Source organism: Devosia sp. GW821-FHT12F11 (assembly GCF_058806655.1).
The window spans coordinates 52,887-79,397 of sequence record NZ_JBXAPX010000005.1 but is presented as its reverse complement, the minus strand read 5'-3'; the positions used below and the strand labels follow the sequence as shown (position 1 = coordinate 79,397).

Annotated in this window: 30 protein-coding genes; 18 read left to right on the top strand and 12 right to left on the bottom strand. The window is 66.3% G+C overall.

Features of this window, described 5'->3' with window-relative positions; all coding sequences use genetic code 11:
* Positions 1-247: 247 nt before the first annotated feature.
* The 3 genes from AC1ROK_RS15775 to AC1ROK_RS15765 all read left to right on the top strand — a co-directional run bounded on the left by AC1ROK_RS15775 (position 248) and on the right by AC1ROK_RS15765 (position 1,311).
* Complete coding sequence (locus AC1ROK_RS15775; RefSeq protein WP_492848536.1) at positions 248-631, top strand: response regulator; 384 nt, start codon at positions 248-250, stop codon at positions 629-631.
* Positions 632-660: 29 nt separating this feature from the next.
* Positions 661-1,026: a hypothetical protein gene (locus AC1ROK_RS15770; protein WP_492848534.1), complete on the top strand. Its 366-nt coding sequence runs from the start codon at positions 661-663 to the stop codon at positions 1,024-1,026.
* Between the two features lie 138 nt (positions 1,027-1,164).
* Entirely contained in the window at positions 1,165-1,311 is a 147-nt protein-coding gene (locus tag AC1ROK_RS15765; RefSeq protein WP_492848532.1) for a hypothetical protein, read from the top strand.
* 53 nt (positions 1,312-1,364) lie between these two features.
* On the opposite strand, the gene AC1ROK_RS15760 is transcribed toward AC1ROK_RS15765, so the two are convergent.
* Together AC1ROK_RS15760 and AC1ROK_RS15755 are read right to left on the bottom strand one after the other, a co-directional pair.
* Positions 1,365-2,105 (bottom strand): Crp/Fnr family transcriptional regulator, encoded by a 741-nt coding sequence (locus AC1ROK_RS15760; protein ID WP_492848530.1) that lies wholly within the window; start codon positions 2,103-2,105, stop codon positions 1,365-1,367.
* Position 2,106: 1 nt separating this feature from the next.
* Positions 2,107-2,361: a DUF6894 family protein gene (locus AC1ROK_RS15755; protein ID WP_492848527.1), complete on the bottom strand. Its 255-nt coding sequence runs from the start codon at positions 2,359-2,361 to the stop codon at positions 2,107-2,109.
* Positions 2,362-2,508: 147 nt separating this feature from the next.
* Here AC1ROK_RS15755 and trhA point away from each other — a divergent pair, with 147 nt between their 5' ends.
* Entirely contained in the window at positions 2,509-3,183 is a 675-nt protein-coding gene (gene trhA / locus AC1ROK_RS15750) for a PAQR family membrane homeostasis protein TrhA (protein WP_492848525.1), read from the top strand.
* On the opposite strand, the gene AC1ROK_RS15745 is transcribed toward trhA, so the two are convergent.
* Positions 3,180-3,554, bottom strand: a complete 375-nt coding sequence (locus AC1ROK_RS15745; protein ID WP_492848523.1) for a response regulator transcription factor — start codon at positions 3,552-3,554, stop codon at positions 3,180-3,182. The genes trhA and AC1ROK_RS15745 overlap by 4 nt on opposite strands.
* Positions 3,555-3,712: 158 nt before the next feature.
* On the opposite strand from AC1ROK_RS15745, the gene AC1ROK_RS15740 reads away from it, so the two are divergent.
* Positions 3,713-4,501 (top strand): alpha/beta fold hydrolase, encoded by a 789-nt coding sequence (locus tag AC1ROK_RS15740; protein WP_492848521.1) that lies wholly within the window; start codon positions 3,713-3,715, stop codon positions 4,499-4,501.
* A 3-nt stretch (positions 4,502-4,504) separates the two neighbouring features.
* Entirely contained in the window at positions 4,505-5,638 is a 1,134-nt protein-coding gene (locus tag AC1ROK_RS15735; RefSeq protein WP_492848519.1) for a PAS domain-containing sensor histidine kinase, read from the top strand.
* Between the two features lie 27 nt (positions 5,639-5,665).
* Here the strand turns inward: AC1ROK_RS15735 and AC1ROK_RS15730 are convergent, their stop codons facing one another.
* From AC1ROK_RS15730 to AC1ROK_RS15715, 4 genes are all read right to left on the bottom strand, one after another.
* On the bottom strand, positions 5,666-6,160 hold the full coding sequence (locus AC1ROK_RS15730) for a YciE/YciF ferroxidase family protein (RefSeq protein ID WP_492848517.1): 495 nt from the start codon (positions 6,158-6,160) through the stop codon (positions 5,666-5,668).
* A gap of 156 nt (positions 6,161-6,316) precedes the next feature.
* Complete coding sequence (locus AC1ROK_RS15725) at positions 6,317-7,285, bottom strand: DUF3618 domain-containing protein (protein WP_492848515.1); 969 nt, start codon at positions 7,283-7,285, stop codon at positions 6,317-6,319.
* Complete coding sequence (locus tag AC1ROK_RS15720; RefSeq protein ID WP_492848513.1) at positions 7,285-7,701, bottom strand: phage holin family protein; 417 nt, start codon at positions 7,699-7,701, stop codon at positions 7,285-7,287. The genes AC1ROK_RS15725 and AC1ROK_RS15720 overlap by 1 nt, the downstream gene beginning before the upstream one ends.
* Positions 7,688-8,323: a hypothetical protein gene (locus tag AC1ROK_RS15715; protein WP_492848511.1), complete on the bottom strand. Its 636-nt coding sequence runs from the start codon at positions 8,321-8,323 to the stop codon at positions 7,688-7,690. Before AC1ROK_RS15715 ends, AC1ROK_RS15720 begins: the two co-directional genes overlap by 14 nt.
* Positions 8,324-8,513: 190 nt before the next feature.
* Here AC1ROK_RS15715 and katE point away from each other — a divergent pair, with 190 nt between their 5' ends.
* On the top strand, positions 8,514-10,610 hold the full coding sequence (gene katE / locus AC1ROK_RS15710; protein WP_492848509.1) for a catalase: 2,097 nt from the start codon (positions 8,514-8,516) through the stop codon (positions 10,608-10,610).
* Positions 10,611-10,756: 146 nt separating this feature from the next.
* On the opposite strand, the gene AC1ROK_RS15705 is transcribed toward katE, so the two are convergent.
* Positions 10,757-11,650, bottom strand: coding sequence for a LysR family transcriptional regulator (locus AC1ROK_RS15705; RefSeq protein WP_492848508.1), 894 nt, complete (start codon positions 11,648-11,650; stop codon positions 10,757-10,759).
* Positions 11,651-11,896: 246 nt separating this feature from the next.
* Here AC1ROK_RS15705 and AC1ROK_RS15700 point away from each other — a divergent pair, with 246 nt between their 5' ends.
* From AC1ROK_RS15700 to AC1ROK_RS15685, 4 genes are all read left to right on the top strand, one after another.
* Entirely contained in the window at positions 11,897-13,096 is a 1,200-nt protein-coding gene (locus AC1ROK_RS15700) for an MFS transporter (RefSeq protein ID WP_492848506.1), read from the top strand.
* Positions 13,097-13,188: 92 nt separating this feature from the next.
* Positions 13,189-13,536: a cyclophilin-like fold protein gene (locus tag AC1ROK_RS15695; RefSeq protein ID WP_492848505.1), complete on the top strand. Its 348-nt coding sequence runs from the start codon at positions 13,189-13,191 to the stop codon at positions 13,534-13,536.
* Positions 13,537-13,826: 290 nt separating this feature from the next.
* A complete protein-coding gene (locus AC1ROK_RS15690; protein WP_492848503.1) occupies positions 13,827-14,483 on the top strand; it encodes a hypothetical protein in 657 nt (218 codons plus the stop codon).
* A gap of 6 nt (positions 14,484-14,489) precedes the next feature.
* Positions 14,490-15,215: an iron-containing redox enzyme family protein gene (locus AC1ROK_RS15685; protein WP_492848502.1), complete on the top strand. Its 726-nt coding sequence runs from the start codon at positions 14,490-14,492 to the stop codon at positions 15,213-15,215.
* A gap of 561 nt (positions 15,216-15,776) precedes the next feature.
* Here AC1ROK_RS15685 and AC1ROK_RS15680 read toward each other — a convergent pair.
* Positions 15,777-17,216 carry a lipopolysaccharide biosynthesis protein gene (locus tag AC1ROK_RS15680; RefSeq protein ID WP_492848500.1) on the bottom strand — a complete coding sequence of 480 codons (1,440 nt, stop codon included), beginning with the start codon at positions 17,214-17,216 and terminating at the stop codon, positions 15,777-15,779.
* Between the two features lie 265 nt (positions 17,217-17,481).
* On the opposite strand from AC1ROK_RS15680, the gene AC1ROK_RS15675 reads away from it, so the two are divergent.
* From AC1ROK_RS15675 to AC1ROK_RS15665, 3 genes are all read left to right on the top strand, one after another.
* A complete protein-coding gene (locus AC1ROK_RS15675) occupies positions 17,482-18,579 on the top strand; it encodes a glycosyltransferase family 4 protein (RefSeq protein ID WP_492848498.1) in 1,098 nt (365 codons plus the stop codon).
* A gap of 95 nt (positions 18,580-18,674) precedes the next feature.
* Complete coding sequence (locus AC1ROK_RS15670; RefSeq protein ID WP_492848496.1) at positions 18,675-19,670, top strand: lipid II:glycine glycyltransferase FemX; 996 nt, start codon at positions 18,675-18,677, stop codon at positions 19,668-19,670.
* 16 nt (positions 19,671-19,686) lie between these two features.
* The gene (locus AC1ROK_RS15665; protein ID WP_492848494.1) at positions 19,687-21,150 is read left to right on the top strand and encodes a phenylacetate--CoA ligase family protein; all 1,464 of its coding nucleotides are present in this window, start codon (positions 19,687-19,689) and stop codon (positions 21,148-21,150) included.
* A gap of 221 nt (positions 21,151-21,371) precedes the next feature.
* Here AC1ROK_RS15665 and arsK read toward each other — a convergent pair whose 3' ends face one another.
* The 3 genes from arsK to AC1ROK_RS15650 are packed head-to-tail and all read right to left on the bottom strand — an operon-like array spanning position 21,372 to position 24,383.
* Positions 21,372-22,586: an arsenite efflux MFS transporter ArsK gene (gene arsK, locus AC1ROK_RS15660; RefSeq protein ID WP_492848492.1), complete on the bottom strand. Its 1,215-nt coding sequence runs from the start codon at positions 22,584-22,586 to the stop codon at positions 21,372-21,374.
* 14 nt (positions 22,587-22,600) lie between these two features.
* On the bottom strand, positions 22,601-24,004 hold the full coding sequence (locus tag AC1ROK_RS15655; protein ID WP_492848490.1) for an NAD(P)-binding domain-containing protein: 1,404 nt from the start codon (positions 24,002-24,004) through the stop codon (positions 22,601-22,603).
* Positions 24,005-24,056: 52 nt separating this feature from the next.
* A complete protein-coding gene (locus AC1ROK_RS15650) occupies positions 24,057-24,383 on the bottom strand; it encodes an ArsR/SmtB family transcription factor (RefSeq protein ID WP_492848488.1) in 327 nt (108 codons plus the stop codon).
* Between the two features lie 113 nt (positions 24,384-24,496).
* Here AC1ROK_RS15650 and AC1ROK_RS15645 point away from each other — a divergent pair, with 113 nt between their 5' ends.
* Genes AC1ROK_RS15645 through arsC form a run of 4 tightly spaced genes read left to right on the top strand, consistent with a single transcriptional unit; the run spans position 24,497 to position 26,469 of the window.
* A complete protein-coding gene (locus AC1ROK_RS15645) occupies positions 24,497-24,856 on the top strand; it encodes an ArsR/SmtB family transcription factor (protein WP_492848486.1) in 360 nt (119 codons plus the stop codon).
* Positions 24,846-25,376 carry an arsenate reductase ArsC gene (locus tag AC1ROK_RS15640; protein WP_492848483.1) on the top strand — a complete coding sequence of 177 codons (531 nt, stop codon included), beginning with the start codon at positions 24,846-24,848 and terminating at the stop codon, positions 25,374-25,376. Before AC1ROK_RS15645 ends, AC1ROK_RS15640 begins: the two co-directional genes overlap by 11 nt.
* Positions 25,373-26,044 (top strand): aquaporin, encoded by a 672-nt coding sequence (locus tag AC1ROK_RS15635; protein ID WP_492848480.1) that lies wholly within the window; start codon positions 25,373-25,375, stop codon positions 26,042-26,044. Before AC1ROK_RS15640 ends, AC1ROK_RS15635 begins: the two co-directional genes overlap by 4 nt.
* On the top strand, positions 26,041-26,469 hold the full coding sequence (gene arsC / locus AC1ROK_RS15630; RefSeq protein WP_492848478.1) for an arsenate reductase (glutaredoxin): 429 nt from the start codon (positions 26,041-26,043) through the stop codon (positions 26,467-26,469). The genes AC1ROK_RS15635 and arsC overlap by 4 nt, the downstream gene beginning before the upstream one ends.
* Positions 26,470-26,511: the final 42 nt, after the last annotated feature.

Sequence of the window (26,511 nt, the reverse complement as noted above, 5' to 3'; positions counted from 1 at the left end):
CGGCGGTTTTGCCACGAGTGTGGTCCCTCCTGAAAAATGGGAAGGTAACCCGAACGTGCAGTGATCGTTCCCAGGACATGTCTTTTGTTAATGCGCCCGGCCACGCTTAGGCCTAGTGTTCATCGACCGGTCGAGCCGGTCTCCTGCGGGCACCCCTAGTATTGCTGCAACCGGGCGTCCTGGCGAAGCGCATCGAGCCTGCCGATCCACCACCGGGTGGATGGGTCCTCCTGCGTTTGGCGCATGCATGACATACCAATCAGCCGGCCTCAGGGCCATGGTCGTCGAGACCAATTACCTCATCGCCTCGGTCATCGAAGCGCCGCTGGTCAGTGCGGGCTACCGGGTGACCATCGCCACCGATATCGATGAGGCGTTCGCGCTACTGGCGGGGCAGCGGATTCACCTGGCAGTGATCGATTTCCGCCTGCAGCATGCCGAACCGGAAGGACTGGTGGCAAGGCTGCGGCAGGAGGGCGTCCCTTTCATCTTCTGCACTGCTGCCAGCGTCGAGGAAGTGTTCGAGCACTTCCCGGATGCAAGGGTCATGCCCAAGCCGTTCAGCGATCAGGATCTGCTCACCGCCGTGGCGGCGCTGGTTCCCGCGCCGGGCGCCTATCAGGCCGAATGACTTAACGCCCACTCGACGGAGAACCATCCATGCCAGCTACCGCAACAGCACAGCACCGCAACGCGCAGACCAGCGTGGTGGAGAGAAGACGCGCCGATGGCACCCTCAAACCTTTCATCGGGGAGCTGCAGCGCTGGAACGGCAAGGCGGCGCGGCTGCGCGGCCTCGCCGAGTCATTCTACGGTACCGATGACGATCGCGGCCTGGCCCGGCTCGAGGCCGGCGCCCTGCTCGCCGAAATCCGTCGTCGCCACAGCGAGTTCCGCACGGCGATCAAGGGTGAGCCCGACCATAGCCGTCTGCTGGATGTGGATGCCGCGTTTCGGCGAATGATCGACCAGTTGGAAGCAATATCGTGCAGCGGCCCCGCAATGGGGCAACGGGCCGCGAAGTGAAGCGGAACGAACCGCCCTCCATTGACGTTGGGACTTGAGGCTCAGCACCAGCAAGAGCGCCAAGCCGGTGAGATTGTCGCCGCATCCATTCGGGTGCGGCGAATGTTTTAGGCTGCACCCCAACCCCAAGGAGCTGACATGAGCAAGGACAAGCCCAAGCCGAAGCCGGAACCGATCGAGAGCGGCACGGGCAAGCAGATGGACGACAATATCGACGATCTGGGTCGGCGCCCCGACGGCTCCAGGCAGGAGCAGCCCGGGCTCACCAAGCCTTCGAAGGACTGAGCCTCGGGCGCTCGTCGCCCTCCCCGGCGCAGGCGCGCCTACCTCGCACGCAGCTAGCGCCGCAGTTTTTCCAGATGCAGGTAAGTCGGGTCGAACTGGCCCAGTTCGCGCAACAGCGGCCAGTCGAAAACCTCGACCACGCCGTCTTCCCATTCGATCGCCCCGGTTCGCCGCAGCCGCTGCAAGGTGCGATTGGTGTGGACGATCGACAGCCCCAACGCATCACCGAACTGCATCTGGGTCAGCGGAAACGGATAGCGCTGCGCCTCGGCCAGCCCCGCCATCTGGGCGCGCACGAACTGCTCGCAGAACAGGTGCGCCATCTGTTCGTCGGCGGTGAGCCGGCCCTTCGTCACCATCCACTGACGGTGGATGGCGCCATCGAGCAGAGTCAGCAGCCACAGCACCCGCGTCAAATGCGGGTAGTTTTCGGTAATGTCGAGCAGCCCCCGGTGTGGAAATGCCACCACCTCGCACGGCGTGATGGCGGTGACCGAGTGGTCCATCAGTTGCAGCGGGAACGAGTGGAGGTCGACGAAATCCCCCGCGATGTGAAGACCGGTGATCTGCCGCCCGCCGTCCTCGACGGTCGAGTATCGCGCCGTCATACCCTTGACCACCAGCGTGCTGAAGCTGGGGCGATCGCCCTGGGTGACGATGTCGGCGCCCGCCGCAAACGAGCGCGCTGTGCCGGCGGCACTAAGGATGGCGTTGTGCTCGGCATCGGACAGGTCGTCCCTGACCGACACCATGGAGAAGAAGGGCGTAAAGGCGTCGGGCTGTATTCTGGACATGTTATTCCTCGTGCCCCGCCTGGCCGCTCGTCACCTGGAGTTCGTAGTCCAGCGACACGTCGAACTGCGGCCCCTCGGCGGTGCGCACATGAATGGAGAGTCTCCGCTCGTCGCCATTGGACGGCAGGTGGTCTCGCGCCATCTCGGTAAGAGCAAGCGTCGCCTGCAGCCGGGCGGCCGCGGGATCGGGAAGGTCGATACCGGTATCGTCCTGCGAAAGGTCGGCCCCATCGCGTACATCGAAGAAGTAGATCATTCCAATCTCGCGTGAAGCCCACCTGGCTGGTGCCTGGGACAAACGGGGTTCGTCGGCATGCGTTCCTCCGCCCGCTGCAATAGATCCAGCCGACAGTGGATCAGTTGGGGCCCTGGCACGTTGAGGTTGCTGTAGCGAGGCTTGTCCATGATTTCTTTGAAACCGTATCCCGACCGTACCTGGTGGCATCGGGGCAAGCCCTACTCCCGCATGGAGCTGATCGGCGACGGGGTGATCCATGTCATCGGCCTGCTCGTTGCCCTGGGGCTTGGCGGAGTCCTCGTCGCCAGCAGCGGATTGCAGGCCGGCCTTGCGGTTTCGATCTATGTCGCCTCGCTGCTGCTGGTGCTTAGCGTCTCCCTCGCCTTCAACCTCGCGCCGGTCGCCCCGCTGAAACGGCTGCTTGCCCGCTTCGACCAGGCCGCCATCTTCCTCCTGATTGCCGGCACCTACACGCCGTTGCTGGCGCTATTGGGCGATACCCCCGCGGCTACACTGATGCTGATCGCGGTATGGAGCGCGGCGCTGATCGGCATTGCGCTGAAGCTGATCGTGCCGCAGCATTTCGGCCGGCTGGCGTTGGTGCTCTATCTCGGCATCGGTTGGAGCGGCGTGCTGATCTTCCAGTCACTGGCTAGCGTCCTGCCGCCGAGCACGCTGCTGCTGATCATCGCAGGTGGCGTTGCATATTGCTCCGGCATCATCTTCCACCTGTGGGAGCGTCTGCATTTTCACAACGTGATCTGGCACTGCTTCGTGGTGCTGGGCGCCACGATCCACCTGTGGGCGGTGCTCGATTGCATGGTGCTGCAGCGGCTTTAGCCCGGCGGCGCGGCGAGCATTTGGCGCATCGACGCCATCACCGCGGCATGCTGATAAGGCTTGCTGAAGAACACGCTACCGGCGGGCATTTCGCTAAGCTCGACGCTCCGGTGCCCCGAAGTGACGATGATCTGCACCGGCGGAAAGCGGTCCCTGACCGCGGCAGCGAGCTTCAGGCCATCCATGCTGCCGGGCATGTCGATATCGGTGAACATGATGCGCACGCTCGGCTCGGCATTGAGCACGACAATGGCCTGGTCGGCATTGGCCGCCTCGAACACGAAAAACCCGTCGCGCTCCAGCTGATCGGCAATATCCATGCGGATCAGCGCTTCGTCTTCGACTACCAGCACTGAAACAGCATGCGTCACGTCATGACCTCAAGGTGGGTGAGCATCAACTCCCAGAGGCCCCGATCGATCCGTCTCGGACGTAAACGCGTGAACACAATGACTCGCGGCAGGCCGTGATCCTTTCGCCTTCCGCCGCGTTAAGATGCAGCGTCCAGTTCGCCCCAGTCGGAGCCTCGATGACCGTCATCTCCCGCAACCACGTTGTCACCGCCGGCGCGGGACTTAAGCCGATGATATTTGCCCATGGTTTTGGCTGCGACCAGAACATGTGGCGTTTCGTTGCCCCAGCCTTCGAGGTCGACCATCTCACCGTGCTGTTCGATCATGTCGGCGCCGGCCAGTCCGACCTTTCGACCTATGATGCCGGCAAGTATTCCACACTCGAGGGCTACGCCGACGACCTCGTGGAGATCAGCCGAGCCCTCGGCGTCACCGGCGGCGTCTTCGTCGGCCACTCGGTCAGCGCCATGATTGGCGTGCTCGCCTCACTCAAGGCGCCCGAGATGTTCGAGAGCCTGGTACTGGTCGGCCCGTCGCCGCGCTACATCGACGATGTCGGCTATCATGGCGGCTTCACCGCCCAACAGATCGAGGAACTGCTGGCCTCGCTCGCCGACAACCATATGGGCTGGTCGGCGGCCATGGCCCCTGCGATCATGGGCAATGCCGACCGCCCGGAACTGGGCGAGGAACTGACCAATAGTTTCTGCCGCACCGACCCGGCCATCGCGCGGCAGTTCGCCCGCACCACCTTCACCGCCGACAACCGCGCCGACCTCGCCAAGGTGACCGCCCGCACGCTGATCCTGCAATGCAGCGACGACATCATCGCGTCCGAGGCGGTCGGCGCCTATGTGCGCGACAATATTCCCGGGAGCGAAATGAAGGTCCTGCAGGCGACGGGCCACTGCCCCAATCTCAGCGCCCCCGCCGAAGTGATCGCGGCGATCCGGGATTTCATCTGAACGATGCCCGGGCCGGCTGCCGAAGACCTCGAAGATCTCTACGAGAATGCCCCCTGCGGCTATCTCTCGCTCAACCCCGACGGGCGGATCGTCAAGTCCAACCACACCCTGACGCGCTGGCTGGGCATGGCGCCCGACGCCCTTCTCGGCAAGCGGCTGCGCGACGTGCTCAGCATTGCGGGCCAGATCTTTTACGAAACGCATTTCGCCCCGCTGCTGCGCATGCAGGGGTTCTTCGACGAGGTGGCGCTCGACCTGATCCGGGCCGACGGCACGCCGCTGCATGTCCTCGCCAACGCGGCCGAGCGCCGTGACCCCGAGGGTGGACTGCTGTTCACCCGGGTGACGGTGTTTCGGGCCACCGAGCGGCGCCGCTATGAGCGTGAGCTGGTCGATGCCACCGAGACGGCGCAAGCCGAATCCCGCCTGTCGAAAGGCCAGTTGCTCGCCGAGCACGAGGCGGTGGAGCTGCGCGAGCAGTTCATTGCCGTGCTCGGGCACGACCTGCGCAACCCGCTGGCCGCCATCGATGGTGGCACCAACCTGTTGATGCGTGAACCGCAGAGCGAGAAATCACAGCGGGTGATCGGGCTTATCCGCGGCAGCGTGCTGCGGATGAGCGGGCTGATCGACAATGTGATGGATTTTGCCCGCGGCCGACTGGGCGGCGGACTCCAGCTCAACCGCAGCCTGAAGCCGCTGCTGCCCACCCTGGAGCAGGTCGTGGGTGAACTGAGGACCAGCTATCCCGAGCGCTTGATCGAGCTGCACCTCGATGCGACAATCGAGGTCGAGGCCGACCATGCCCGGCTGGCGCAGATGTTCTCCAACCTGTTGGCCAATGCCATCACCCACGGGGAGATGGATCAGCCGGTGCGGGTCGATGCCGTGCTGGGCGTCGACGAGCTGGAACTCTCAGTGGCCAATGCCGGCCCCCCGATCCCGCCAGAGGCGATGCAGCAGCTGTTTCAGCCGTTCTATCGCTCCAACCCGCACTCGCGGGTGCAGGGGCTTGGGCTGGGACTCTACATCGCCTCACAGATTGCCCAGGCGCATGAGGGGCGGATCGACGTGACGTCGGACGCGACCGAAACGCGCTTCACCTTCCGCATGCCCCATGCAGAAAGGCGGGACTGATGCCGAGCACCAGACCCGCCGAACGTCTCACGCCGCCTTGAGGTTGGCGTCGCCGATCGCCACCTTGGACAGCTTTTTGTCAGTCGCGATCTCTTCCTGCAGCGTTGCATCGAGCAGCGCCACGGCATCCTTCATGCCGAGCGTCGACGCCCAGCTCTTGAGCGTGCCGTAACGGGCGATCTCATAGTGCTCGACCGCCTGCGCCGCCGAGACGAGGCCCGCATCGAGCGCCATCGTGCCCTTGAAATCTTCCATGATCGACTTGCCTTCCTCGAGAATGCCGAGAATGGCGTCGCAGGTCTTGCCGCGGGCCGGCTTGCCGATCAGCTCGAACACCTGCTCGAGCCGTTCGATATGGCCTTCGGTCTCCTGCATATGCTGTTCGAAGCCGGCCTTGAGTTCGGGCGATACCGCCGCCTTGGCCATCTTGGGCAGCGCTTTCACGATCTGCTTTTCGGCATAGTAGATGTCCTTGAGCGTATCGAGGAACAGGTCGTCGAGGGTCTTTTCGTCGGTGGCCATTTTGGCTCTCCAGGTGGTGGTAAAATGAGATGGGTGCGAACGGACGAGACATACAGCTCGACTGCCGTTCGTTGGTCGAGCTGACAGGCCGGACGGACAAGCTGGCTTACGAAGCCTCGCCCGTCCGGCCTGCGGTTCGGCAGAAATCCCCGCCCGCTAATGCAGCTCGGGGGTGCCGTTGACGCTGTCGCTCACGGCCTTGACGGTTTCGTCGTAGACCTTGGCGGCACCATCCTTGCTCTTCTCGTAGAGGTCGGCGACGCGGGTCTTGCCCTCCTCGTAGACCTCCGAGGCGACATCGATAGCCTTGCTCCTGACCTCGTCGGCCAGTTCGCCCACGGCTTTGTCTTCCTGCTCGGTATGCGGTAGCGCAGCGCCTAGGGCGGCGCCGGCGGCAAAGGCCAGCGCCCCCGCAACCAGCGGCTGGTTCTGGAACGAATCCATCACCACCCTGGCGGCGCGATCGGTCTGGTGCTGGGCGCTGCTGCCCACATGCCGGGCCTGCTGCTGCACGTTGTCGAACATGTCGCCAACCTGGTGCCGCAAGTCCTGCCAGGCATGCGAGGCCCAGCCTGCCGCCTCATCGATGCGATTACCGGCTTCGTCCTGGAAGTCCTGCAGACGATGGCCGGCCTCATCGAGAAAGCCGCCGAACTTCCTGCCGGCTTCGTCGACGAACTCCCCGGCCCGATGGCCCAGCTCGTTGGATTCAGCCTTGAAGCGCCTGCCGCCGGCATCCTCGAACTCGCTGTACCACGTGCCCGACTCGTCGGCGGCATGGCCCACCCGGCGCAGGCCACCCGAAACGGTGGCATAGGGATAGTCGGACCGGTAGCGGCTGGGCTGCGGCGCGGCGGGGGGCGCCGAGAGTTTGGGGCCCTGGCCGGTCATCAGCCAGACGAGGCTGATGCCGAGCAGCGCCGCCGGCAGCGGATTGTTGGAAACCGTGTGGCCGAGATTGGCGGCAAAGTGCTGGCCGCCATCCTTGGTGTAGCTCAGCAGCTCATCCACCAGTTGCCCGGGAGACAAACGATCCTTGATCTCGCCGATCCGGTCTTCGACACGCTGGCGCTGCTGTTCGACTTCGCGCTCCAGCTGGGCAGAATCTTTTCCGTAGCTGCTCATCACAGGCTCTCCTTAACGACCTCGGCATCGCGCGCGAGGGAATGGGTGGTGCGGTCGAGCTCGAAGGTGGTCGCCTTCCAGGCCTCGAGGCTCTTCGAAATGAAGCTCCAGGCGATGATGCCGACGACGCCGGCCACGACGATGGAGGCAACGAAACCCGCGGCCTGCTCGGACATGCCGATGGCGACGAGGCCCCAGGAGAGCCCGATCACCAGCGCCGAGAGAAAGACGCCGACGGCGCCGATGGCGAGGACGCCGCCAATGGCGAGGCCCTTGGAGGCGGCAAGCACATCGCCAAGCTTTTCCGACGCCTCGGTCTTGGCGAGCTGGATTTCCTTGCGGAACAGCCCGGAAATGTCACCGGCCAGCCCGCCGAGCAGATCGGTAAGGGTATGGGGGCGCTCAGTATCCGCCATTTCGGCCTCCCTCGTTGAATACCTCAGCCGAGGGGTTCGAGCCGGACTGCATCGAGCCCTGGCCTGGGCCAGAGCGGCCGGAACCGTAGTTCGAGCCGTAGTTCGAGCTGTAGCCCGATCCGGCAGGGGTGGCCGTCGCATCAGGCTTGCGCGAAGCGGAGGCGAGGACGAAGCGCGAGGCGACGAAGCCGAGCAAGGCGGCGGCGCCCATGAAGGCGACCGGTTGCTTCCGGCCGAAATCCTGGGCGATGCCGATGATCTGGTCGACATCGTTGTCGCGCACCGTGGAGGTGAGTTTTTCGGCCCCGTCCGCCAGCATGCGGACATAGCGGCTGCCGGCCTCGCCACTGCTGTCGAGCTCTCCGGCCACCTTCTGCAGGGCGCCGCTGACGCCGCCCAGCTGGGCAACGAGCAGGTCCTTCTGATCGGCGGCCATGCCCTTGGCCTTCTCGGTGACACCCTCGAGCTGGGTCATAGCCTCGTCGCCGATGGCCGCGGCCTGCTGCTTGACCTCGTCGCCGAGATGGCTGAGGTCGGCCTGGGCGGTCTCGGTGAGCGCGGCGGCATCGGACCGGATGCGGTCGGGGCTGAGGTCGGTGTCGGAGGGATAATCGGGGGCCATTGTGCTGCTCCTATGAACTCCACGGGAGCGCTCGAAAGGCGGCGCTCTTCGGTGGCTGCTGACAACTCAACTTGGCGAAGGGGACAATGTTCCGGCGCAACCCGAACTCAATTTCGCCACCGCGACGGAACGATCGCGCGCGAGCCACGCTAAGCTCGGAAGGCGCGCATCCGCGGGCCAAGGAGCACCCATGGCCAGAACTTCAAAGTCGACGATTGCCTATGGCGACCAGCCCATCGTGCGCGGCGCAGGCGGCGAAACGCATCAGCGCGCCGAGGAAGGCTATGACGTCCTCACCACCCAGCAGGGGATGCCCGTTGCCGACGACCAGAACACCCTGAAGCAGGGGGCGCGCGGCCCGACGCTGATCGAGGACGCGCATTTCCGCGAGAAGATCTTTCACTTCGATCACGAGCGCATCCCCGAGCGCGTGGTGCACGCTCGCGGTTACGGCGCGCATGGGTTCTTCGAGAGCTACAAGCCGCTGCCCGAGCTGACACGCGCCGACCTGTTCCAGCGCGCCGGCGAAAAGACGCCGGTCTTCGTGCGCTTCTCCACCGTCGCCGGCAACAAGGGCTCGTTCGACCTGGCGCGCGACGTACGCGGCTTCGCCGTGAAGTTTTATACGCAGGAGGGCAACTGGGATCTGGTGGGCAACAATATCCCGGTGTTCTTCATCCAGGATGCCATCAAGTTTCCCGACATCATCCATTCGGTGAAAGACGAGCCCGACAAGGCGTTTCCGCAGGCGGCGAGCGCGCACGACAATTTCTGGGATTTCATCTCGCTCACCCCTGAATCGATGCACATGATCATGTGGGTGATGTCCGACCGCGCCATCCCCCGCTCGTTCCGTTTCATGGAGGGCTTTGGCGTCCACACCTTCCGGCTCGTCAACGCCAAAGGGAAATCCACCTTCGTCAAGTTTCACTGGAAGCCGAAACTGGGGATGCAGTCGGTGGTGTGGAACGAGGCGGTGAAGATCAATGGCGCCGACCCCGACTTCCACCGCCGCGACCTGTGGAACGCCATCCAGGCGGGCGATTTCCCCGAATGGGAACTGTGCCTCCAGACTTTCGACCAGAAATTCGCCGACAGCTTCGATTTCGACGTGCTCGACCCCACCAAGCTGATCCCCGAAGAATTGCTGCCGGCAACGCCGGTCGGCCGGCTGGTGCTCGACCGCATGCCCGAGAATTTCTTCGCCGAGACCGAGCAAGTAGCGTTCATGACGCAGAACATCGTGCCGGGCATCGATTTCTCCAATGACCCGCTGCTGCAGGGCCGCAACTTCTCCTATCTCGATACGCAGCTGAAGCGGCTGGGCGGGCCCAACTTCACCCACCTGCCGATCAACGCGCCGAAATGCCCGTTCCACAATTTCCAGCAGGATGGCCACATGGCCTTCCACAACCCCAAGGGACGAGCCAACTACGAGCCCAATTCGTGGGGCACGGAAATCGGCGGGCCGCGCGAAACCGCGGCGGGCTTCGAGAGCTTCGCCGAGGAGGCAGAGGGCGCCAAACAACGCCTCAGGCCCGAGAGCTTTGCCGATCACTACAGCCAGGCCCGGCAGTTCTTCATCAGCCAGTCGCTGATCGAGCAGCGCCATATCGGCGATGCGCTGGTGTTCGAGCTGAGCAAGGTCGAGGTGCCGGCCATCCGCGAGCGCGTCGTCTCGCATCTCCTCAACATCGACGAGGCCCTGGCGCAGACGGTCGCCGACGGGCTTGGCCTCAAGCAGTTGCCGGCCGCCGCTCCGCCCGCCGTCACCCCGCGCCTCGACCTGCCCGCATCCGACGCGCTCTCGATCCTGAAGAACCCGCCGGCCACCTTCAAAGGCCGGAAGCTCGGGGTGCTGATCACCGACGGCGTCGATGCCGCGCTGCTCGATGCGCTGCAGGCCGCCGTGACGGCAGCGGGCGGCACGATGGAGCTCATTGCCCCCAGTGTGGCGGGGATCACCGCCAAGGACGGCACGCTGCTCGCGGCCCACCACAAGATCGATGGTGGCCCCTCTGTGCTGTTCGACGCCGTGGCGGTGTTGCCCGGCGACGAAGGGGTGCTGTCGCTGCTGAAACTCCCGGCCGCCCGCGATTTCGTCGCCGATGCCTACGCCCACTACAAGTTCATCGGCTTTGCCGAGGCGGCGAAGAAACTCTTCGCCAAGGTCGGGCTACCCGACGATCTCGATGACGGCTTCATCGACCTCGCCACCACCGACGCCGCAGCCTTCATCGAGACCTGCACTGCCCTGCGCTTCTGGGATCGCCCCGACGGGGCGTGAACGGTCGAGAGCACTGCTGCCGCTATCGAACCGCTCCGGGCAGGAGCGGCGGCAGCAGCGATGCTCGGCCCAGGGCGTGGAGGATTTGGGGGCCGGCAGAGTCGAGGCTGCGGCGCGATCGTGCCCCAGCCCACCAGGGAGACGCACTACCCCCGCACCCGCAGCGCCTCGACGATCACCGAGAAGGCCGGCGAGTTCTGACGGCGGCTGGGGTAGTAGAGGTAGTAGCCGGCGAACATTGGGGACCAGTCGTCGAGCACCTGGATCAACTGGCCCGAGGCAATCTGCGCCGCGACGATATTTTCCGGCAGGTAGGCGATGCCGTAACCGCCGATCGCCGCATCGATCTGCGCGTAGGACGTGTTGAAGATAAACTGCCCATCCACCCGGACCCGCAGCTCGCGGCCGTCCTTGGCGAATTCCCAGGCATAGAGCCCGCCCGAGCGGATCTGCCGCTGGTTGATGCAGGTGTGGTTGACCAGCTCCTGCGGGTGCTGCGGTCGAGTGTGGCGGGCGAAGTAATCCGGCGAGCCGACCGCGACCAGCCGCCAGTCCGGCCCGATCCGCACCGCGATCATGTCCTTGTCGAGGCTTTCGCCCAGCCGCACGCCCGCGTCGAACCGCTCCTCGACGATGTTGCGGAAGCCGTTGTCGCTGTTGAGCTCGAGCCGGATATCGGGGTAGTCGCGCATCACAGGCCTGAGCTTCGGCCATACCACGCTTTCGAGCGCATGATCGGAGAGGGTGATGCGGATCGTCCCCGAGGGCTTGTCGCGGATGGCCATAAGGGCATCGATATCGGTTTCGAGCCCGGCGATGCGCGGCGCCAGCGCCTGCAGCAACCGCTCGCCCGCTTCGGTGGGTGCAACCGAGCGCGTGGTGCGGGTCAGCAGCCGCAGGCCGAGCCGCGCCTCGAGCTGCTTGATCGCCTGGCTCAGGGTCGGCTGCGAAGTGCCGAGCCGCGCGGCCGCCCGCGTGAAACTGCGTTCTTCGGCCACCGCCAGGAACCACAGCATATCGGTCAGGTCGCGTCGCTGCATCGGATCGTCTCAGCTGATTAATATCAATTCCCGATAAGTCCATGCGAATTACCAGGGGTAATCGGAATAGTCACGCAGGACTATCTTCCCGGCATGGCGAAACCATCCGCGCAACACGACCCCTGCCCCGATCGGCAAACCATGACGCCCCAGGCGTTCTGGGAGCGCGCCCTCACGGGCGGAATCGGCGCCCAGTTCGACTGGCTGGCATCGGCCGCAGTGCGCGCCCCCACCCGGAATAGCTCCATGCCTCTGCCAACCGACGATCCCACCAATCCTCCGACCCGTACGTCCTGGGGCGCCGTGGTCTGCATGTCGCTGCTGACCTTCGTGCTCATTGCCTCGGAATTCATGCCGGTGAGCCTGCTCACCCCGATCGCCGGGGACCTGACGATCACCGAGGGACAGGCCGGCCAGGCCATTGCCGTTTCCGGCTTCTTCGCCGTGCTGACCAGCCTGTTCGGCAACACGTTGCTGGCACGGCTCGATCGCCGAACCGTCGTCCTCGGTTACACCGTGGTGCTGATCGTTTCCGGGTTGGCCGTGACGTTCGCGCCGAACGGGCTGGTGTTCATGCTCGGGCGCGCCCTGGTCGGGGTGGCGATCGGCGGCTTCTGGTCGCTCTCGACCGCCATCCTCGCCCGGCTGTCGACCCCGGCCGACCTGCCCAAGGCGCTTGCCATGCTGCAGGGCGGCACCGCCTTTGCCGCGGTGATCGCCGCTCCGCTCGGCAGCTTTCTCGGTGGGCTGGTGGGCTGGCGCGCAGCCTTTGCCATCGTCGTGCCGATCGGACTGCTGGGTCTCGTCTGGCAATGGCTGGTGCTGCCGCGCCTCGCCCCTGACCGGCAGGTTTCGGCCCGAAACATGCTGGGCCTGCTGCGCAGCCCGGTAGTTGCCGTCGGCATGGCCGCCACGGCGCTGGCCTTCATGGGCCAGTTCGCACTCTCTACCTATCTGCGGCCCTTTCTCGAACTGGTGACCGGCCTCGACGTCAACGCCCTGTCGCTGGTGCTGCTCGGGCTTGGCCTCGGCGGCCTTCTCGGCACGGCCGTCGCCGGTTTCCTGATGCGGTCGCACCTGAAGCGTGTGCTCGTCATGCTGCCGGGGCTGCTGGCGGTGCTGGCCGTGCTGCTGATCCCGCTCGGCCACAGCGCGTTCCTGACTGCGGCGGTGCTCATCCTCTGGGGCGTGCTGACCACTCCGATCCCTGTCGCCTGGGGCACCTGGATGACGCGGGTCATGCCGCGCGACCTCGAGGCCGGCGGCGGCCTGCAGGTGGCGCTGATCCAGGTGGCGATTACCCTGGGGGCGTTTGGCGGCGGGCTGCTGTTCGATGCTGCAGGCTGGTGGGCGCCATTCCTCCTCGCGGCCCTGCTCCTCGCACTCGCGACGCTTCTGGCAGCAAGCGCCGCGTCCAGCCCGCAGATCGGCGGAGACCCGGCATGATCAGGCGGCGCAGTGTCATTGGCGGGCTCATGATCGGCCCGCTTCTGTCCGGCATGGGGCTGGGGCAAGATGCAAACGATGGAGCGATGGCGATGAGAGTTCGGGTTGTCTTCGGCAAGCAGAGTTTCACCGCAACGCTCGAGGACAATGCCTCGGCCCGCGAATTCGCCGCCATGCTGCCGCTGGAGCTGACGATCAGCGATTTCGGCGGCAACGAGAAGATCGCCTACCTGCCCCGTAAGCTCACCGAACTGATGCGCGGCCCGGTTCCTGACGCCAGCGCCGGAGACCTCTGCTACTACGTACCATGGGGCAACCTGGCGTTCTTTCACGGCAGCTACGAGAGCACCGGCGACCTGGTACGGCTTGGACGGCTAGATGACGGAGTGGAGCCACTGCTGGTGCGTGGAGAATTTCCGGTGCGGATCGGGGGGCTGTGAGGGCGACGGAAAGCCTTACGTCTGGGAGAACTTGCGACCAGCCAGACATACCGGCCGTCATCCCGACGAAAGTCGCGACCCAGTGCCCCGGCCGCTCGGCCGGCGCTGACTTGTCCGACCTTGCCGTGAACAGACCGGATGGGGTCGACGCCCATTGGGCCATCCCCGGCTTCGCCCGCCAGCTCCCTCGGTTGCCGGCCCGCGGACACCTTGGTTGGCGTCACCCAGTTGGGTGAAGACGGCACCGCGCCGCGTGATTGTATCGGCCGCACCTGATGGGGTGTTCGCCGATGCTCGAACTGCTTGAACCTGACGACCTGGACACGCACCCGCACGGCTGGTCCGGCGAGGCGCTGCGCGACCAGGCCATCGCGCCGCTGTTGTTGGCCGGTGATGACCTCAGGGCGCTGGCACGGCTTCGATACGACTTCTTCGTCGCGCGCGATGGAAAAGCCTATCCTCACGCCGACCACCAGAACCGCCTGCTGCTCGAGCCGATCGACCGCGACAGCCTCAATTTCGGCATTGTCCGCGACGGGCAATGCCTCGTCGGCGTCCGGCTCACCCGGGCGGCAAAGGCGACCACCGACCCGCAACTGGCGGCTGCCCTCAGGCACCATTCTGACCTCGACCCGAGCCGGGTCGGACTCAATTCCCGCCTGACCGTTGCGCCCACCGGGCAGATCTACATCCCGGCAGTCTTCCGTCAGATCTACAGAACCGGGCTGCTGTCAGGGGCAGACTATGGGCTCGTTGCGGCCCGACCGGTCATTGCGCCGCTGTTTCAGAGGTTTGGCTACATCCTCAGCGACGGTCTGATCCACGATCCCATCGCCGGGCCGCTGGTCACTCTCCGTCTGCCGTTGCGCGACGTGAACCACATGCGCAGCACGCGCTCACCGCTGCTTCGCCCGCTGCTTGAATATCTCGCATCCCTTGAAAGGTAACGCCGCATGGACAGACCGCGCCAAGACCAAGCTTATTCTCATGAAGCCCAGGCGGTATTTCGCGAGCTCGACGAACGGGTTTCGTCGATCTTCCAGGAGGTGATGGCCTGGCGCGGTTGGCAGATGATCACCGATCCGGCTGTGCCGCGCGAGGACATCATGGCCCTGGTCCGGGAGATCTTCCGTTCCGTCACCTGGTACCAGGCGCACACCACCGAGGCCGGCTTCAGGTGGTTCGGCCGCCTGCCCAAGGCGGATGTCAGGCTGATCCAGGCGCTGTCGCACCACAAGGCCGAAGAAGCCGAGCATGGCGTATGGGCAAGGGAGGACCTTGCCAAAACAGGCGGCCGCGACGTCGGGACGCCGCCCTCGCCCGCAACCTTCGCCGTGGCGGCGATCTGGTGGCGCATGGCCGAGGCGGAAGACCCGCTGGGCTATTGCGGTCCCGAATATCTTTTCGAACAGCTGACAGCGCTGGTGACGCAGGCGGCCCTGCCCATCATCGAGGGGCGCGACCTGCCGCGCGAAAGTCTGCGGTTCATCATCGAGCACGCGACGGAGGACGTGAAGCACGCCACCTTCTTCAAGCACACCATCATGGACGTGGTGACCCGCTACCCGGGCAGCGGCGCGGCGATGCTCCGCTGCTTCGACTACTTCCACCAGGTCTATCCACTGCCGGTGTGGGACGAAGCGCTCTCGCGCGCCATGGCGTTCAGGGCCGCAGCCTAGAGCGTTTCACTGGCGAACTGGCCCGCCCAGCTGCAATGATATCCGGTGGGGAGGTCGGAGGCCGACCCCGGATGCAACGAGATCCCTCTGAGCTTGCGCTACCGGCCGCGAAGGCGCGTCCACGCCCCTCAGAACATCTCCAGCCCAAGCTTAATAATCGCCACCCAAATAATTGCACTGAAGGCTATGCATCCAAGCCAGGTCCAGGCCTTCTGCGTCAGCTGCAGTTGTGGCCGTGGCGGATCGCTCAAGGCGTAGCGATTTAGCGGTCTACTAGGTGTTGCCATGCCACCCGTATAGCCGGCCTGGCGTCGTGCAAGCGTTATTCACTTCGGCGTGATTCCAAGGTTCGGCTGAAGGGCAGCCATATTTCCCATGGCCAGCCGTTGCTTGACCGTTCCTTGGCTGACCTTATCAACGCAGAGTGTACTGGGCGGTCGGGTGCCGCGTCACTGCAGCTGCAGTGAATGCTCAGGGGCCGAAAGCGAAGGAGCTGCACCACCAGGTGTTGCTCGTGGTCACCCCCCGCCTTCGCTGCGACCTCGCCCACAACCGGGGTGTCTAGGCCATCCCCAGCCTGGCGCGCACCTTGCCGGCCAGGGCCCGCGTCTCCTCGGGGTGCAGCAGCGACTGCAGGCCGAGGAACACCAGCCCGCCGGCCGTTCCGCCGGCCATGAGTTTGAACAGCGGCCAGCTGTCGCCGAGGAGCGCGCTGGCGATCCAGGCGGCAAGGCCGGTGGCAGCGGCCACGGCGACGGAAATCCCCAGATCCCTATAGGGGATCGGCACCGGAGTGAGCCGGTGGCTGACCGCCCAGGCGGCGATGAGCCCGACCAGCGTGCCGCCGGCGAGCGCCAGCGCTGCGCCGATCTCGGCATAGGCGGGGATCAGCAGCAGCGACAGCACGATGGTTGCGGCCGAACCAGGGGCCAGCGCCACCATCTGCAGCCAGGGCTTCTTGTGGGCGTGAAAGACGTTCTCGAACACGAAGCTGGTGAAGTTGGCGAAGAGCACGCTGAGCGCGATGATCGGGAACAGCGCGCCGAGATTCTGGTGATAGTCGGCCGGCAGCAGCAGGCCGCCGATCTCGGTGGAGAGCGCCACCAGCAAGGCGACCACCGGGAAGGTCAGCCGCCCCATCAGCGCCATTTGGTGCGTGAGGAACCGGCCGGCCGCCGCCGAGCCTTCGCTGTCGAACTTGCTGACGAACTCGGGGAAGGCCCCCATGTTGATAGCGTTAGAAATGGTATCGATCGGCTGCCGCGCCAGCGCATAGACCGCGGCGAACACGGCGACGGCGCCGGCATCGTAATAGAGCTTCAGCAGCACGCGTTCGGCGCTGTTGAGCCCGAAGCTGATGGTGGCGACGGCGATCAGCGGGATGCCGAGCGCGAACAGCTCACGATGGGTGAAGCGCGACGGGCCGATGACGACGCGGCGGCTGGCCAGCACCAGCGCGACGCTGCCGGCGATCAGCACCGCGAGGCTCGAGGCCAGCGACACCGCGAGGAACGAGCCGTGGATCAATAGTATCGCCGCGATCGGCAGCGCCAGCTGCAGCACCGCGCGGAAGAACTCGAGCAGCGAATAGGCGGTGTGCCGCTGCTGCATCTGCAACAGGGTGAGCGCGAAGCGGCCAAGGGCGCCAACGGCGAGGTAAGTCCCCACCGCGAGGGCGAACTCGACCCAGCGCTCGGGCGCCACCAGCACTGAGCCGGCGACCGAGACCACGAGCCCCAGCAGCGTCGTGACCACCAGCACCCGCGCCGCCAGCCTGACGCTGCCCTTGCTGATCTCGCCCTTGCCGCCGAGCCGCAGCAGCGCGATGCGCAGCCAGCTGCTCACGGCGGAATCCGTGAGCTCCCCCACCGTGACGACGAGGGTCAGCAGGCCATACTCGGTCTGGTCGATCAGCCGCGTCGCGATGACCAGCATCAGCAGCGCCGAGAGGCGCGTCAGCAGGATCGCCGGGGCATAGATCAGGGTCGAGCGGAGCAGCACGGGTGGTCACCTTCCCCCCAGGTGTCACTACCCCGGGGATGTTCTTCACTTTCGCTTAACCCTTTCAGGGCCGACCCGACAGCGCTTTGGCCGATGGTGGTGAACGGCGGCAATTGTATTGAATGCGAGGCGGTCGCCGACCTCTCATCTTCCTCCGCCGCCACGCGGGGGAGGATCACTGAGAGTCCGGTGCCCTCACCCCCGCCGTAAACCTTGACCCGAGCCTTTGCTTCCCCCCGCTTCCGGCGGGCGCTATGGCTCGCTCATGCTGCAGCGGAACACCCAGACCAAACCCCTCGACGTCCTGGTCGCCACCCCCTCGGGCGGCACCGGCCAGGGTGGCATCGACCGGGTGATGGGCGGCTTGCGCGACGAGCTCGAACGGCAGGGCACTGCCGGCCTCAAGGTGCGCTTCGCCGCCACCCGTGGCCCCGGCCATATCGCGCTGTCGCCATTCTACCTCGTCGGCTTCCTGCTGCGCATGCTTGGCTTGAAGGCCATGGGCCGGCTCGACGTGGTCCATATCAACCTCGCCAGCGAAGGCAGCACCTATCGCAAGCTGCAGATCGCCCGGCTCGCCCGGCTGCTCGGCGTTCCCTATGTGCTGCATCTGCATGGCGCCGAGTACCGGGATTTCTGGAAGGACGACCAGAGCAGCCTGAGCCGGAATATCCGGACAATGTTCGAAGGCGCCGCGCACACCATGGTGCTCGGCAAGGTCTGGCGCGATTTCGTCGCGGCGCGGGCGCCGTTGGCCGCCGATCGCATCGTGATCGTGCCCAACGCCACGGCGCGGCCCAGCCTGCCGCATGTCGGTGGCGGCGAACGGGTGCACATCCTGTTTCTCGGCCGCATCGGCGATCGCAAGGGCGTGCCGCAACTGGGCGACGCCCTGGCGCGGATGCAGCACCTCGATAGCTGGCGCGCCACCATCGGCGGCGACGGCCATGTCGAGGCGGCGCGCAGCAAGGCGGCCGAACTGGGCCTCGCCGACCGCGTCGATCTCCCCGGCTGGGTCGGCCCGCAACGCGTCGCCGAACTGATCGCTTCGGCCGATATCATGGTGCTGCCCTCGTTTGCCGAGAACCTGCCGATGTCGATCATCGAGGCCATGGCGTCCGGCCTCGCCGTGGTGGCGACGCCGGTCGGCGCGGTGTCCGACATCGTCATCGATGGGGAAACCGGCCTCCTGGTGCCGGTGGGCGATGTCGATGCCCTGACCACGGCGCTGACCCGGCTGGTCGAGGACAAGCCGCTGCGTGATCGGCTGGGCGCTGCGGCCTTGCAGTTGCACCGCGAAAAGCTCGATCTCACCCCCTATGCCCGGGCCGTGGGCGAGGTGTGGAGAAGCGCCGCGCGTTAACACTAAGGTAACCTTTTGGTTTCCAGTTTTCCTGCCCGGGACTACCACGTTCCAGCGCGCCGCAAACGGTAGGTCGACGCGTTTGGGAATGCGGAATGACCTACGACGTCTTGAGCACCGCTACACCAGTTTCCCCGGCGAAAACCGGGGACGCGAGGGAGGCGATCACCACAGAGCTCGTGGCCGACAAGGCCCGGTGGGACAGCCTGATCGCCTCATGCCCCGACCCGCACTTGCCACAGGGCTTCGCCTATGGCGAAGGCAAGGCGGCGAAGGGGTGGACCGTCAGGCGCGTAGTGTTTCTCGAGGCCGACCGGCCGGTGGCGATTGCCACCGTGCTCGAGTTCCGCCGCTTCGGCCTGCGCCTCCTCAACCGCGTCAATCGTGGCCCGTTGTTCCTCGACGCCGCCCCTGATGCAGCCCGGATCGTCGGCGTCTATGCCGCGCTCCGCCGCCGCTGGGGCCGCATCTGGACGGCGCCGCTGCTGATCGCCCCTGCCCTGCCGCTCGGGGCGCCAAGCGACGCGCTGCTGCGCCGCGCCGGCTACCGGCTGCGCCACCGCCGCTCCTGGCAATCGGGCCGCATCGATCTGACCGTCGGCGAAGACGCGCTCTGGGCCGGGCTCGCCTCCACCTTCCGTAACCGCGTGCGCAATGCTGAAAAGGCCGGCGCCGAGCTCCGCATCGCTCAGGACGACGAAACCTACGAATGGATGCTGGCGCGCCATGCCGAGAACATGGCCGAACGCGGCTTCACCGCCGCCGACCCGGCCCTGCTGCGCGCCCTGCGCTTGACCGCACCCGAGGATGTCTCGGTGTTCCAGCTGCTGCACCAGGGCGAGCCGGTGGCCGGCATGTCGGTGGTCCGCTTCGGCACGCATGCCGAATACCACGTCGGCTGGTTCGGCCCCGCGGGCCGCAAGCTCAATGCCGGCAATTTCCTGATGTGGCAGGTGCTGCGCGACATGCACCGCCGCGGCGTCAGAACTTTCGATGTCGGCGGGCTGAAGCCCGGCGACGGCTATACGCGCTTCAAGCAGACGATGAAGCCGGTCGAGTATCAGCTCGCCGGCGAATGGATGAGTTTCTAGGGGTTGGTGATCTGCGATGAGCCGGGTGAAAACGGCGCGTGGCGCCGAAGTGGGGGACCTGAAAATGAGCCTGATGGATGTGGCGCGCGGCGCCTATGTGCGAAGTCCCGAAGTGGTGCGGCGCTCGCTGGCGCCGCTGATTTCGCTGGTGCCGACCAGGCTGAAATTCGGCGGCAGCTACCGCAAGTGGCGCGAACGCATCGCGCTGGCCAGCGCCGACCCTGCCTATGCCGATGCGCAGCACCTGGCTTCGCTGCGCGCCATTGTCGGCCGCGCCCATGCGCTGAGCCCGTTCTATCGCGAGCTGATCGAGCGCACCTTCGGCAGCAATTTCGATGCGACGACGTTCGAGCTCAGCGATCTCCAGCGCCTGCCGATCCTGCGCAAAGAGGAGTTGCGGCAGGCCGGCGAGGCAGTGCTGACCGTGCCGCGCGGCGAGGCCGATCGCGGCGACACCAGCGGCTCGAACGGCGAGCGGCCGTTCACCTTCTACCTCGACAAGGACCGCAGCGCCCGCGAGATGGCCTTTGTCTACGACAACTGGAGCCGCATCGGCTTTACCGAACAGACCGGCAAGATCGTCCTGCGCGGCTTCGGGCTCCACCCCAGGGGCACCAGCATTTCGCAATGGGAACCGGCCCTGCGCGAGCTGCGCCTCTCGGTGTTCCCGATGACGCATGACGATGTGCGCACCTATCTCGATCTGATCGACCGGCACGAGCTCGAATATCTCTACGGTTATCCCTCGGCGATCGAACTGATGTGCCGGCACATGTGCCGCATCGGCCGCATGCCCAAGCGCCCGCTCAAAGGCATCCTGCCGATCTCCGAGCCGCTCTATCCGCACCAGCGCCGCATCATCAGCGCAGTGTTCGGTGAGGTGCCGATCGCCAATTTCTATGGGCTCAGCGAAAAGGTGCTGTTCGCCAAGGAGATCAGCAGCGACGGCTTCTACCAGTTCGACCCGCTCTATGGCCTTGCGGAACTGGTGGATGAAGCCGGCCGGCCGATCACCGAGATCGGCCGCGAGGGCCGGCTGGTCGGCACCGGCTTCACCGGCATCAGCATGCCGTTCCTGCGCTACGATACCGAGGACCGCGCGACGCTGGTCGAACCGGCCACCGCCGGCAATGGCCAGCGCCTCACCGTCGAGCGGCTGACCCCGCGCCGCAAGCCCGATTTCCTGATCTCGTCCGATGGCAACCGCGTCGTCACCATCGACTTCACCCCGGAAAACCCGCGCTATTTCGAGGGCATCGAGGAATACCAGTTCTTCCAGGATCGGCCGGGCCACAGCACCATCCGCTACATCCCCACCGCCGACGGCAGCGAGGCCGACGCACTGCGCGTCGCCAACGGCCTGACCCAGCGCACCCACGGCAAGATCGTCTTCGCCGTCGAACAGGTGGAACGGCTGGCCGGCGGCAGGGCGGGCAAACGCGCGTTTATCGACCAGCGGCTGGATATTTCGAAGTATTAGGACGGGCTGATCCTATCGGCATAACCCCGCCGCAGACCCACCGCAGCCACCCCAAACTCGGTGTCATCCCAGCGAAAGCTGGGACCCATCTCGCCGCAGCGCAAGTGGGTGTCGGACGAGGACAAGGCCCTCGCCGTGGGGGTCCCAGCTTTCGCTGGGATGACGGCCGGTGGGTGGGGTAGCTTAAGTGCCCTGCTGCACCTGGGCAGAGGCCCCCTACCCTACCCCTCAACAGCCGCCGCCACCGGTCGCGGTACCATAGCCTCCACCGCAACGAACACGCCGACCGCCACCAGCCCCAGCCCGATCGATACCCACAGCGCCCCGCCGATGCCGAACGAACCCATCGCCACGGCGAGGAGGAAAGGGGCAATGGCGGAGGCAACCTGGCGGGCTGAGGAGAGCCAGCCGAGACGGGCGCCGTAGCGGTCGCGGCCGAGCAGATAGAGCGGCAGCGCCCCGGAGACGATGCTGGTGAGGCCGGAGCCGAGCCCGAACAGGATGGCGAACACCACCGCGCCGGGCAACGATGGCGCGGTGAGCGCCAGCACGGCGAGGCCGGCCGGCAGCAGCGCCGCGGCGATGACGGCGAGCCAGGTGGCCTTGAGGTCGCGGCCGAGCAGCATGTTGACCAGCCGGCTCAGCACCTGTGCCGGACCGAACAGCGTCGTGACCACCAGCGCGCTCGCCCCGAGGCTGAGCCCATTGAGGATCGGCATGATCTGCAGCAACACGCCCGACAGCATGAACCCCACGATGGCGAAGCCGGCCATCATCAGTCCCAAAGCCAGGCTGCGCCGCCCCAGCGGCAGCACCCCCGTCTCGGCGACGCTCTGCTGCGGCTTGCCGGCCGCCGGCCCGGCTCCCGCCGAGGCGCCACGCGCCAGCCAGAAATGCAGCGGCGCACAGACGAGGAGGTTGAGCCCGGCGAAGACGAAATAGGTGCCCCGCCAGCCCAGCTGCTCGAGCAGCACCGCTGTCAGTGGCCAGAACAGCGTCGAGGCAAAGCCGGCGATCAGCGTCAGGTAGGTAATGCGCCGCTGCGCCTGCCCGGCGCCCGCCTGCACCAAGGCCGCAAAGGCCGTGGCGTAGAGCACGAGGCTCGAGGCGATCTCCATGCCGATCAGCGCCGCCGCAAAACTATAGCCATCGACGGCGAAGCCGGCCGCGCCGAGCAACAGCGACGCCGCTACCGAACCCGCCACCATGGTGCGCGCGGCGCCGAACCGATCGGCCAGGTGCCCGGCCACGGGGGCGAGGAAGCCCCCCGCCAGCAGGGCCACACTCAGTGCTCCGAACACCCATTCCGGCGGCCAGCCGAACTCGGCGCCGATCGCCGGAGCCAGCACGCTGAAGGCGTAATAGAGCGTGCCGTAACCGATGACCTGGGTGGCGCCGAGCGCCCAGATCATCGCGGCGGAATTGCGAGACGACATCGGAGCTCCGAGGTTCAGGCGAGTTCGACGAGCGGCTTGGCGGCCGATGACGTTCCGCAGCCGCAGCCGGCCTCGCCTTCGGCCTTGGCGACCTCGTCGGCGACGCAGCACGAGCTGGCATCGAGCGCCGGGCCACCGCAGCAGGCAGCGCCGCCGAGCGCGGCCGGCGTGACGCTGCACACCCCGGTTTCGGGCAGCACCAGCTGCACCTCCCGGGCGGCGACCGGATCGCCGGCGAGTTCGGCGACCACCGATCGCGCCTGCTCGTAGCCGGTGGCCATCAGGAAGGTCGGGGCGCGGCCATAGGACTTGGCGCCGACGATGTAGAAATCGGCTTCCGGGTGCGTGAGTTCGACCACCCCATGCGGCGGTACCGTGCCGCAGGAATGAAAATTGGGGTCGATCAGCGGCGACAGCGCCGGCGGCGCCTCGGTCGCCGGATCGATGCCGACGCGCAGCTCGCTGAGCATCTGCAGGTCGGGCCGGAAACCGGTGGCGACGATGACGCGATCGACCTCGAGGGTCAGGGGCGCCAGCCCGAGGTTGCCGCTGACCGTCACGCCCTCGGCCGAACGGGCAAGCCCGGTCGCGGCGAACGGCGCGAGGATCTGCAGCCGCCCGGCATCGATCGCCGCCCGCGCCCTGAGGCCCAGCGCCCCGCGCTCGGGCAACTGATCGTTGAGTCCGCCGCCGAGCAGCCGATCGAGCCGGTTGCGCCTGAGCGCCCAGAGGATCTTTGTATCGGGTGCCGCGTCCTGCAAAGCGAGCAGCGCCAGCGCCGCATTGATGGCCGAGTGCCCGCCGCCCACCACCAGCGTGGTGCGCCCGGCATAATCGGCCCGCTGCGCCCCCGTGACATCGGGGATGCCATAGGCGATGCGGTCGCCGAGCGAGCGTTCGCCGGGGACAGCCAGTCCATCGATGCCCATCGGGTTGGGCCGCGTCCAGGTGCCGGAAGCATCGATCACCGCCCGCGCTGCCGTGGCCCGCTCGACGCCATCGGCATCGGTCCAGCGGATCTCGAACGGCGTCGTGTCGCGGTTGCCGTTCGACACCTTGTCGAGGCCCCGCCGGGTGATCGCCGTCACCGTCGCGCCGAGCCGCAGCGCCGTGCCGATGGCGGGCAGCTCAGCCAGCGGCTGCAGGTAACGCGCCACGATCTCGCCACCGGTCGGCAGCTCGGTCGGCTCGGGCGCCTCCCACCCCGCAGCCTCGAGCAACGCCTTGGCTGCACTGTCGATATTGTATTCCCACGGCGAGAACACCCGCACATGCGCCCATTCGAGCAGCGAAGCACCGGCCGTCGCGCCGCGCTCGAAAACGATAGGCGTCAGCCCCCGCGACACCAGTTGCGCCGCCGCGGCAAGACCCACAGGACCGGCGCCGATGACCGCAACCGGAAGATGCATGTTCCTCATTGATTTCGATCCTTCTAGAAAGTTAGAATTACTGGGCAAAAAAGGGGAGGCCTCAGGCCGCCGCCTCGCTGGCTGCCGGCGCGCAGGCACCGGCCTCGTCGGCGCAGCACTCATCGGCGAGATAGCCGAGCAACCCATTCATGCTGGCATAGTTGGCCCGGCAGATCAGCGTCGTCGCCTGCCGCTCCTGGCTGACGAGGTTGACCTCGACCAGCTTCCTGATGTGATGCGACAGCGTCGACGCCGCGATATCGAGCTTCAGCTGGAGCTTGCCCACCGGCAAACCGCTGCCGCCGGCCCTGACCAGGGTGCGGTAGATGTTGAGCCGGGTCGGGTTGCCCAGGGCTTCGAGCTGCGCGGCTGCTGTTTCGATGTTCATGGGAGTAGGATACCCCGTCGTCCGGGCCTGTCAAGGCTATTTCGATGATTGTGGAAATACCGTCATAAAACCTTCACTTGCCCGGCGCCCGTCATATCGGTAAATCCCGATATATGGAAAATACCGATGCCATTGACGTCTTCACTGCCCTCGCCCAGGCGACCCGGCTCGACGCCTTCCGCCTGCTCATGGCGCATGAGCCGCATGGCCTGCCGGCCGGCGAGGTGGCGCGCCGGCTCGAGGTGCCGCAGAACACCATGTCGAACCACCTCGGGGTGCTGACCCGCGCCGGGCTGATCACCGCAGAGCGGCACAGCCGCTCGATCATCTACCGCGCCGAGCTCGACCGGGTGCGCGAGGTGGCCAGTTTCCTCGTTTCCGATTGCTGCGGCGGCCGCCCCGAGCTCTGCCAGCCGCTCGTCGCCGAATTCACCCCCTGCTGCACACCGGGAGCCAGCAACCATGCCTGCTGATCGCGTCTACAATGTCCTGTTCCTCTGCACCGGCAACTCGGCCCGCTCGATCCTCGGCGAAGCCGTGCTCAACCACGTCGCCGGCGACCGTTTCCACGCCTATTCGGCCGGCAGCACGCCCAAGGGGCAGGTCCACCCGATGAGCCTCGCGGTGCTCAAGGAAGCCGGCATCTCCACCGAGGGCCTGCGTTCAAAGGCCTGGGACGAGTTCGCCGTGCCGGGCGCTCCGAAGATGGATTTCGTCTTCACCGTCTGCGACAACGCGGCCGGCGAGGCCTGCCCGGTCTGGCCGGGCCAGCCGATGACGGCGCATTGGGGCATCGAAGACCCCGCCGCCGTCAGTGGCCCGGAATTCGCCCGCCGCGCCGCCTTCGAGGATGCGCTGCGCTTCATGCGCAACCGCATCGCCGCCTTCGTCAACCTGCCGCTCGAGAGCATCGACCGCATGGCGCTGGGCAGCAAGCTGCGCGGCATCGGCGCCATGGATGGCAGCACCACCAAGGCCTCGGGCGCCGCATGACCGACACTCTCCGGCCGCTCGCGGCCGAAGCGCTGGGCACCGCGCTCTTGGTCGCGACCGTGGTCGGCTCGGGCATCATGGCCGACCGGCTGACCGACGACGTGGCGCTGGCCCTGCTCGGCAACACCCTCCCCACCGGCGCCATGCTGGTGGTGCTGATCATGATGCTCGGTCCGATCTCGGGGGCACATTTCAACCCCGTGGTGTCGCTGGTCGCGGCGCTCGCTGGCCGGCTGCCATGGCCAAGGCTCGCGCCTTACGTGCTGGCACAACTGGCCGGCGGGGTCGCCGGCACCATTCTCGCCAACCTGATGTTCGACCTCGCGCCCATCGCCCTCTCGAGCACCCCGCGTTCGGGGGTGGGCCAGTGGCTCTCCGAGATCGTCGCCAGCTTCGGGCTCCTGCTGGTGATCCTCCTCGGCCAGCGCCGCCCCGCCGACATCCCCTGGGCCGTCGGCCTCTACATCACCGCCGCCTACTGGTTCACCGCCTCGACCTCCTTCGCCAACCCGGCCGTGACCCTGGCCCGGGCCTTGACCGATACGTTCAGCGGCATTCGCCCGGTCGATGTTCTGCCGTTCGTCGCGGTGCAACTCGTCGGTGGTTTGCTGGCCTATGGCCTGGTGCGGTGGTTGCTGCCCCCTGCCCCCGAAAGGGCTTCGCCATGACCGTCACGATTTACCACAACCCGGACTGCGCGACGTCGCGGAACACGCTGGCGATGATCCGGCAGAGTGGCGTGGAGCCGGAAGTGGTCGCCTACCTGCAGCACCCGCCTACCCGCGAGCGGTTGCTCTGGCTGATCCAGGCGGCCGGACTGACCGTGCGCCAGGCCCTGCGGCGAAAGGATACGCCCTACGACGCCCTGGGGCTGGATCGGGACGAGTTGACCGACGCGGAATTGCTGGAGGCGATGGGCGCACACCCCATCCTGATCAATCGCCCCTTCGTCGTGACCCCGCTCGGGGTGCGCCTCTGCCGCCCCTCCGAGCTGGTGCTCGATATCCTCGAGAACCCCGAGATCGGCCCGTTCGTCAAGGAGGACGGAGAGGTGGTCATTGATGCTGACGGCCGCCGGGTCGCTACCGGCTGAAGGCGTTGCAGTCGGGCTTCCCTTACATGCTGGGGCGGCCGC

Excerpts from the sequence above, each read along its gene's own strand:
- AC1ROK_RS15655 (WP_492848490.1), bottom strand. The coding sequence starts at position 24,004 with ATGAGGAACATGCATCTTCCGGTTGCGGTCATCGGCGCCGGTCCTGTG.
- AC1ROK_RS15635 (WP_492848480.1), top strand. The coding sequence starts at position 25,373 with ATGACCGACACTCTCCGGCCGCTCGCGGCCGAAGCGCTGGGCACCGCG.
- AC1ROK_RS15755 (WP_492848527.1), bottom strand. The coding sequence starts at position 2,361 with ATGATCTACTTCTTCGATGTACGCGATGGGGCCGACCTTTCGCAGGAC.
- AC1ROK_RS15700 (WP_492848506.1), top strand. The coding sequence starts at position 11,897 with ATGCCTCTGCCAACCGACGATCCCACCAATCCTCCGACCCGTACGTCC.
- AC1ROK_RS15775 (WP_492848536.1), top strand. The coding sequence starts at position 248 with ATGACATACCAATCAGCCGGCCTCAGGGCCATGGTCGTCGAGACCAAT.
- AC1ROK_RS15640 (WP_492848483.1), top strand. The coding sequence starts at position 24,846 with ATGCCTGCTGATCGCGTCTACAATGTCCTGTTCCTCTGCACCGGCAAC.
- AC1ROK_RS15645 (WP_492848486.1), top strand. The coding sequence starts at position 24,497 with ATGGAAAATACCGATGCCATTGACGTCTTCACTGCCCTCGCCCAGGCG.
- AC1ROK_RS15725 (WP_492848515.1), bottom strand. The coding sequence starts at position 7,285 with ATGAGCAGCTACGGAAAAGATTCTGCCCAGCTGGAGCGCGAAGTCGAA.
- AC1ROK_RS15695 (WP_492848505.1), top strand. The coding sequence starts at position 13,189 with ATGAGAGTTCGGGTTGTCTTCGGCAAGCAGAGTTTCACCGCAACGCTC.
- AC1ROK_RS15720 (WP_492848513.1), bottom strand. The coding sequence starts at position 7,701 with ATGGCGGATACTGAGCGCCCCCATACCCTTACCGATCTGCTCGGCGGG.
- AC1ROK_RS15715 (WP_492848511.1), bottom strand. The coding sequence starts at position 8,323 with ATGGCCCCCGATTATCCCTCCGACACCGACCTCAGCCCCGACCGCATC.
- AC1ROK_RS15685 (WP_492848502.1), top strand. The coding sequence starts at position 14,490 with ATGGACAGACCGCGCCAAGACCAAGCTTATTCTCATGAAGCCCAGGCG.
- arsK (WP_492848492.1), bottom strand. The coding sequence starts at position 22,586 with ATGTCGTCTCGCAATTCCGCCGCGATGATCTGGGCGCTCGGCGCCACC.
- AC1ROK_RS15740 (WP_492848521.1), top strand. The coding sequence starts at position 3,713 with ATGACCGTCATCTCCCGCAACCACGTTGTCACCGCCGGCGCGGGACTT.
- AC1ROK_RS15665 (WP_492848494.1), top strand. The coding sequence starts at position 19,687 with ATGAGCCGGGTGAAAACGGCGCGTGGCGCCGAAGTGGGGGACCTGAAA.
- katE (WP_492848509.1), top strand. The coding sequence starts at position 8,514 with ATGGCCAGAACTTCAAAGTCGACGATTGCCTATGGCGACCAGCCCATC.
- AC1ROK_RS15670 (WP_492848496.1), top strand. The coding sequence starts at position 18,675 with ATGACCTACGACGTCTTGAGCACCGCTACACCAGTTTCCCCGGCGAAA.
- AC1ROK_RS15705 (WP_492848508.1), bottom strand. The coding sequence starts at position 11,650 with ATGCAGCGACGCGACCTGACCGATATGCTGTGGTTCCTGGCGGTGGCC.
- AC1ROK_RS15770 (WP_492848534.1), top strand. The coding sequence starts at position 661 with ATGCCAGCTACCGCAACAGCACAGCACCGCAACGCGCAGACCAGCGTG.
- AC1ROK_RS15765 (WP_492848532.1), top strand. The coding sequence starts at position 1,165 with ATGAGCAAGGACAAGCCCAAGCCGAAGCCGGAACCGATCGAGAGCGGC.
- AC1ROK_RS15760 (WP_492848530.1), bottom strand. The coding sequence starts at position 2,105 with ATGTCCAGAATACAGCCCGACGCCTTTACGCCCTTCTTCTCCATGGTG.
- AC1ROK_RS15650 (WP_492848488.1), bottom strand. The coding sequence starts at position 24,383 with ATGAACATCGAAACAGCAGCCGCGCAGCTCGAAGCCCTGGGCAACCCG.
- arsC (WP_492848478.1), top strand. The coding sequence starts at position 26,041 with ATGACCGTCACGATTTACCACAACCCGGACTGCGCGACGTCGCGGAAC.
- trhA (WP_492848525.1), top strand. The coding sequence starts at position 2,509 with ATGATTTCTTTGAAACCGTATCCCGACCGTACCTGGTGGCATCGGGGC.
- AC1ROK_RS15730 (WP_492848517.1), bottom strand. The coding sequence starts at position 6,160 with ATGGCCACCGACGAAAAGACCCTCGACGACCTGTTCCTCGATACGCTC.
- AC1ROK_RS15735 (WP_492848519.1), top strand. The coding sequence starts at position 4,505 with ATGCCCGGGCCGGCTGCCGAAGACCTCGAAGATCTCTACGAGAATGCC.
- AC1ROK_RS15675 (WP_492848498.1), top strand. The coding sequence starts at position 17,482 with ATGCTGCAGCGGAACACCCAGACCAAACCCCTCGACGTCCTGGTCGCC.
- AC1ROK_RS15690 (WP_492848503.1), top strand. The coding sequence starts at position 13,827 with ATGCTCGAACTGCTTGAACCTGACGACCTGGACACGCACCCGCACGGC.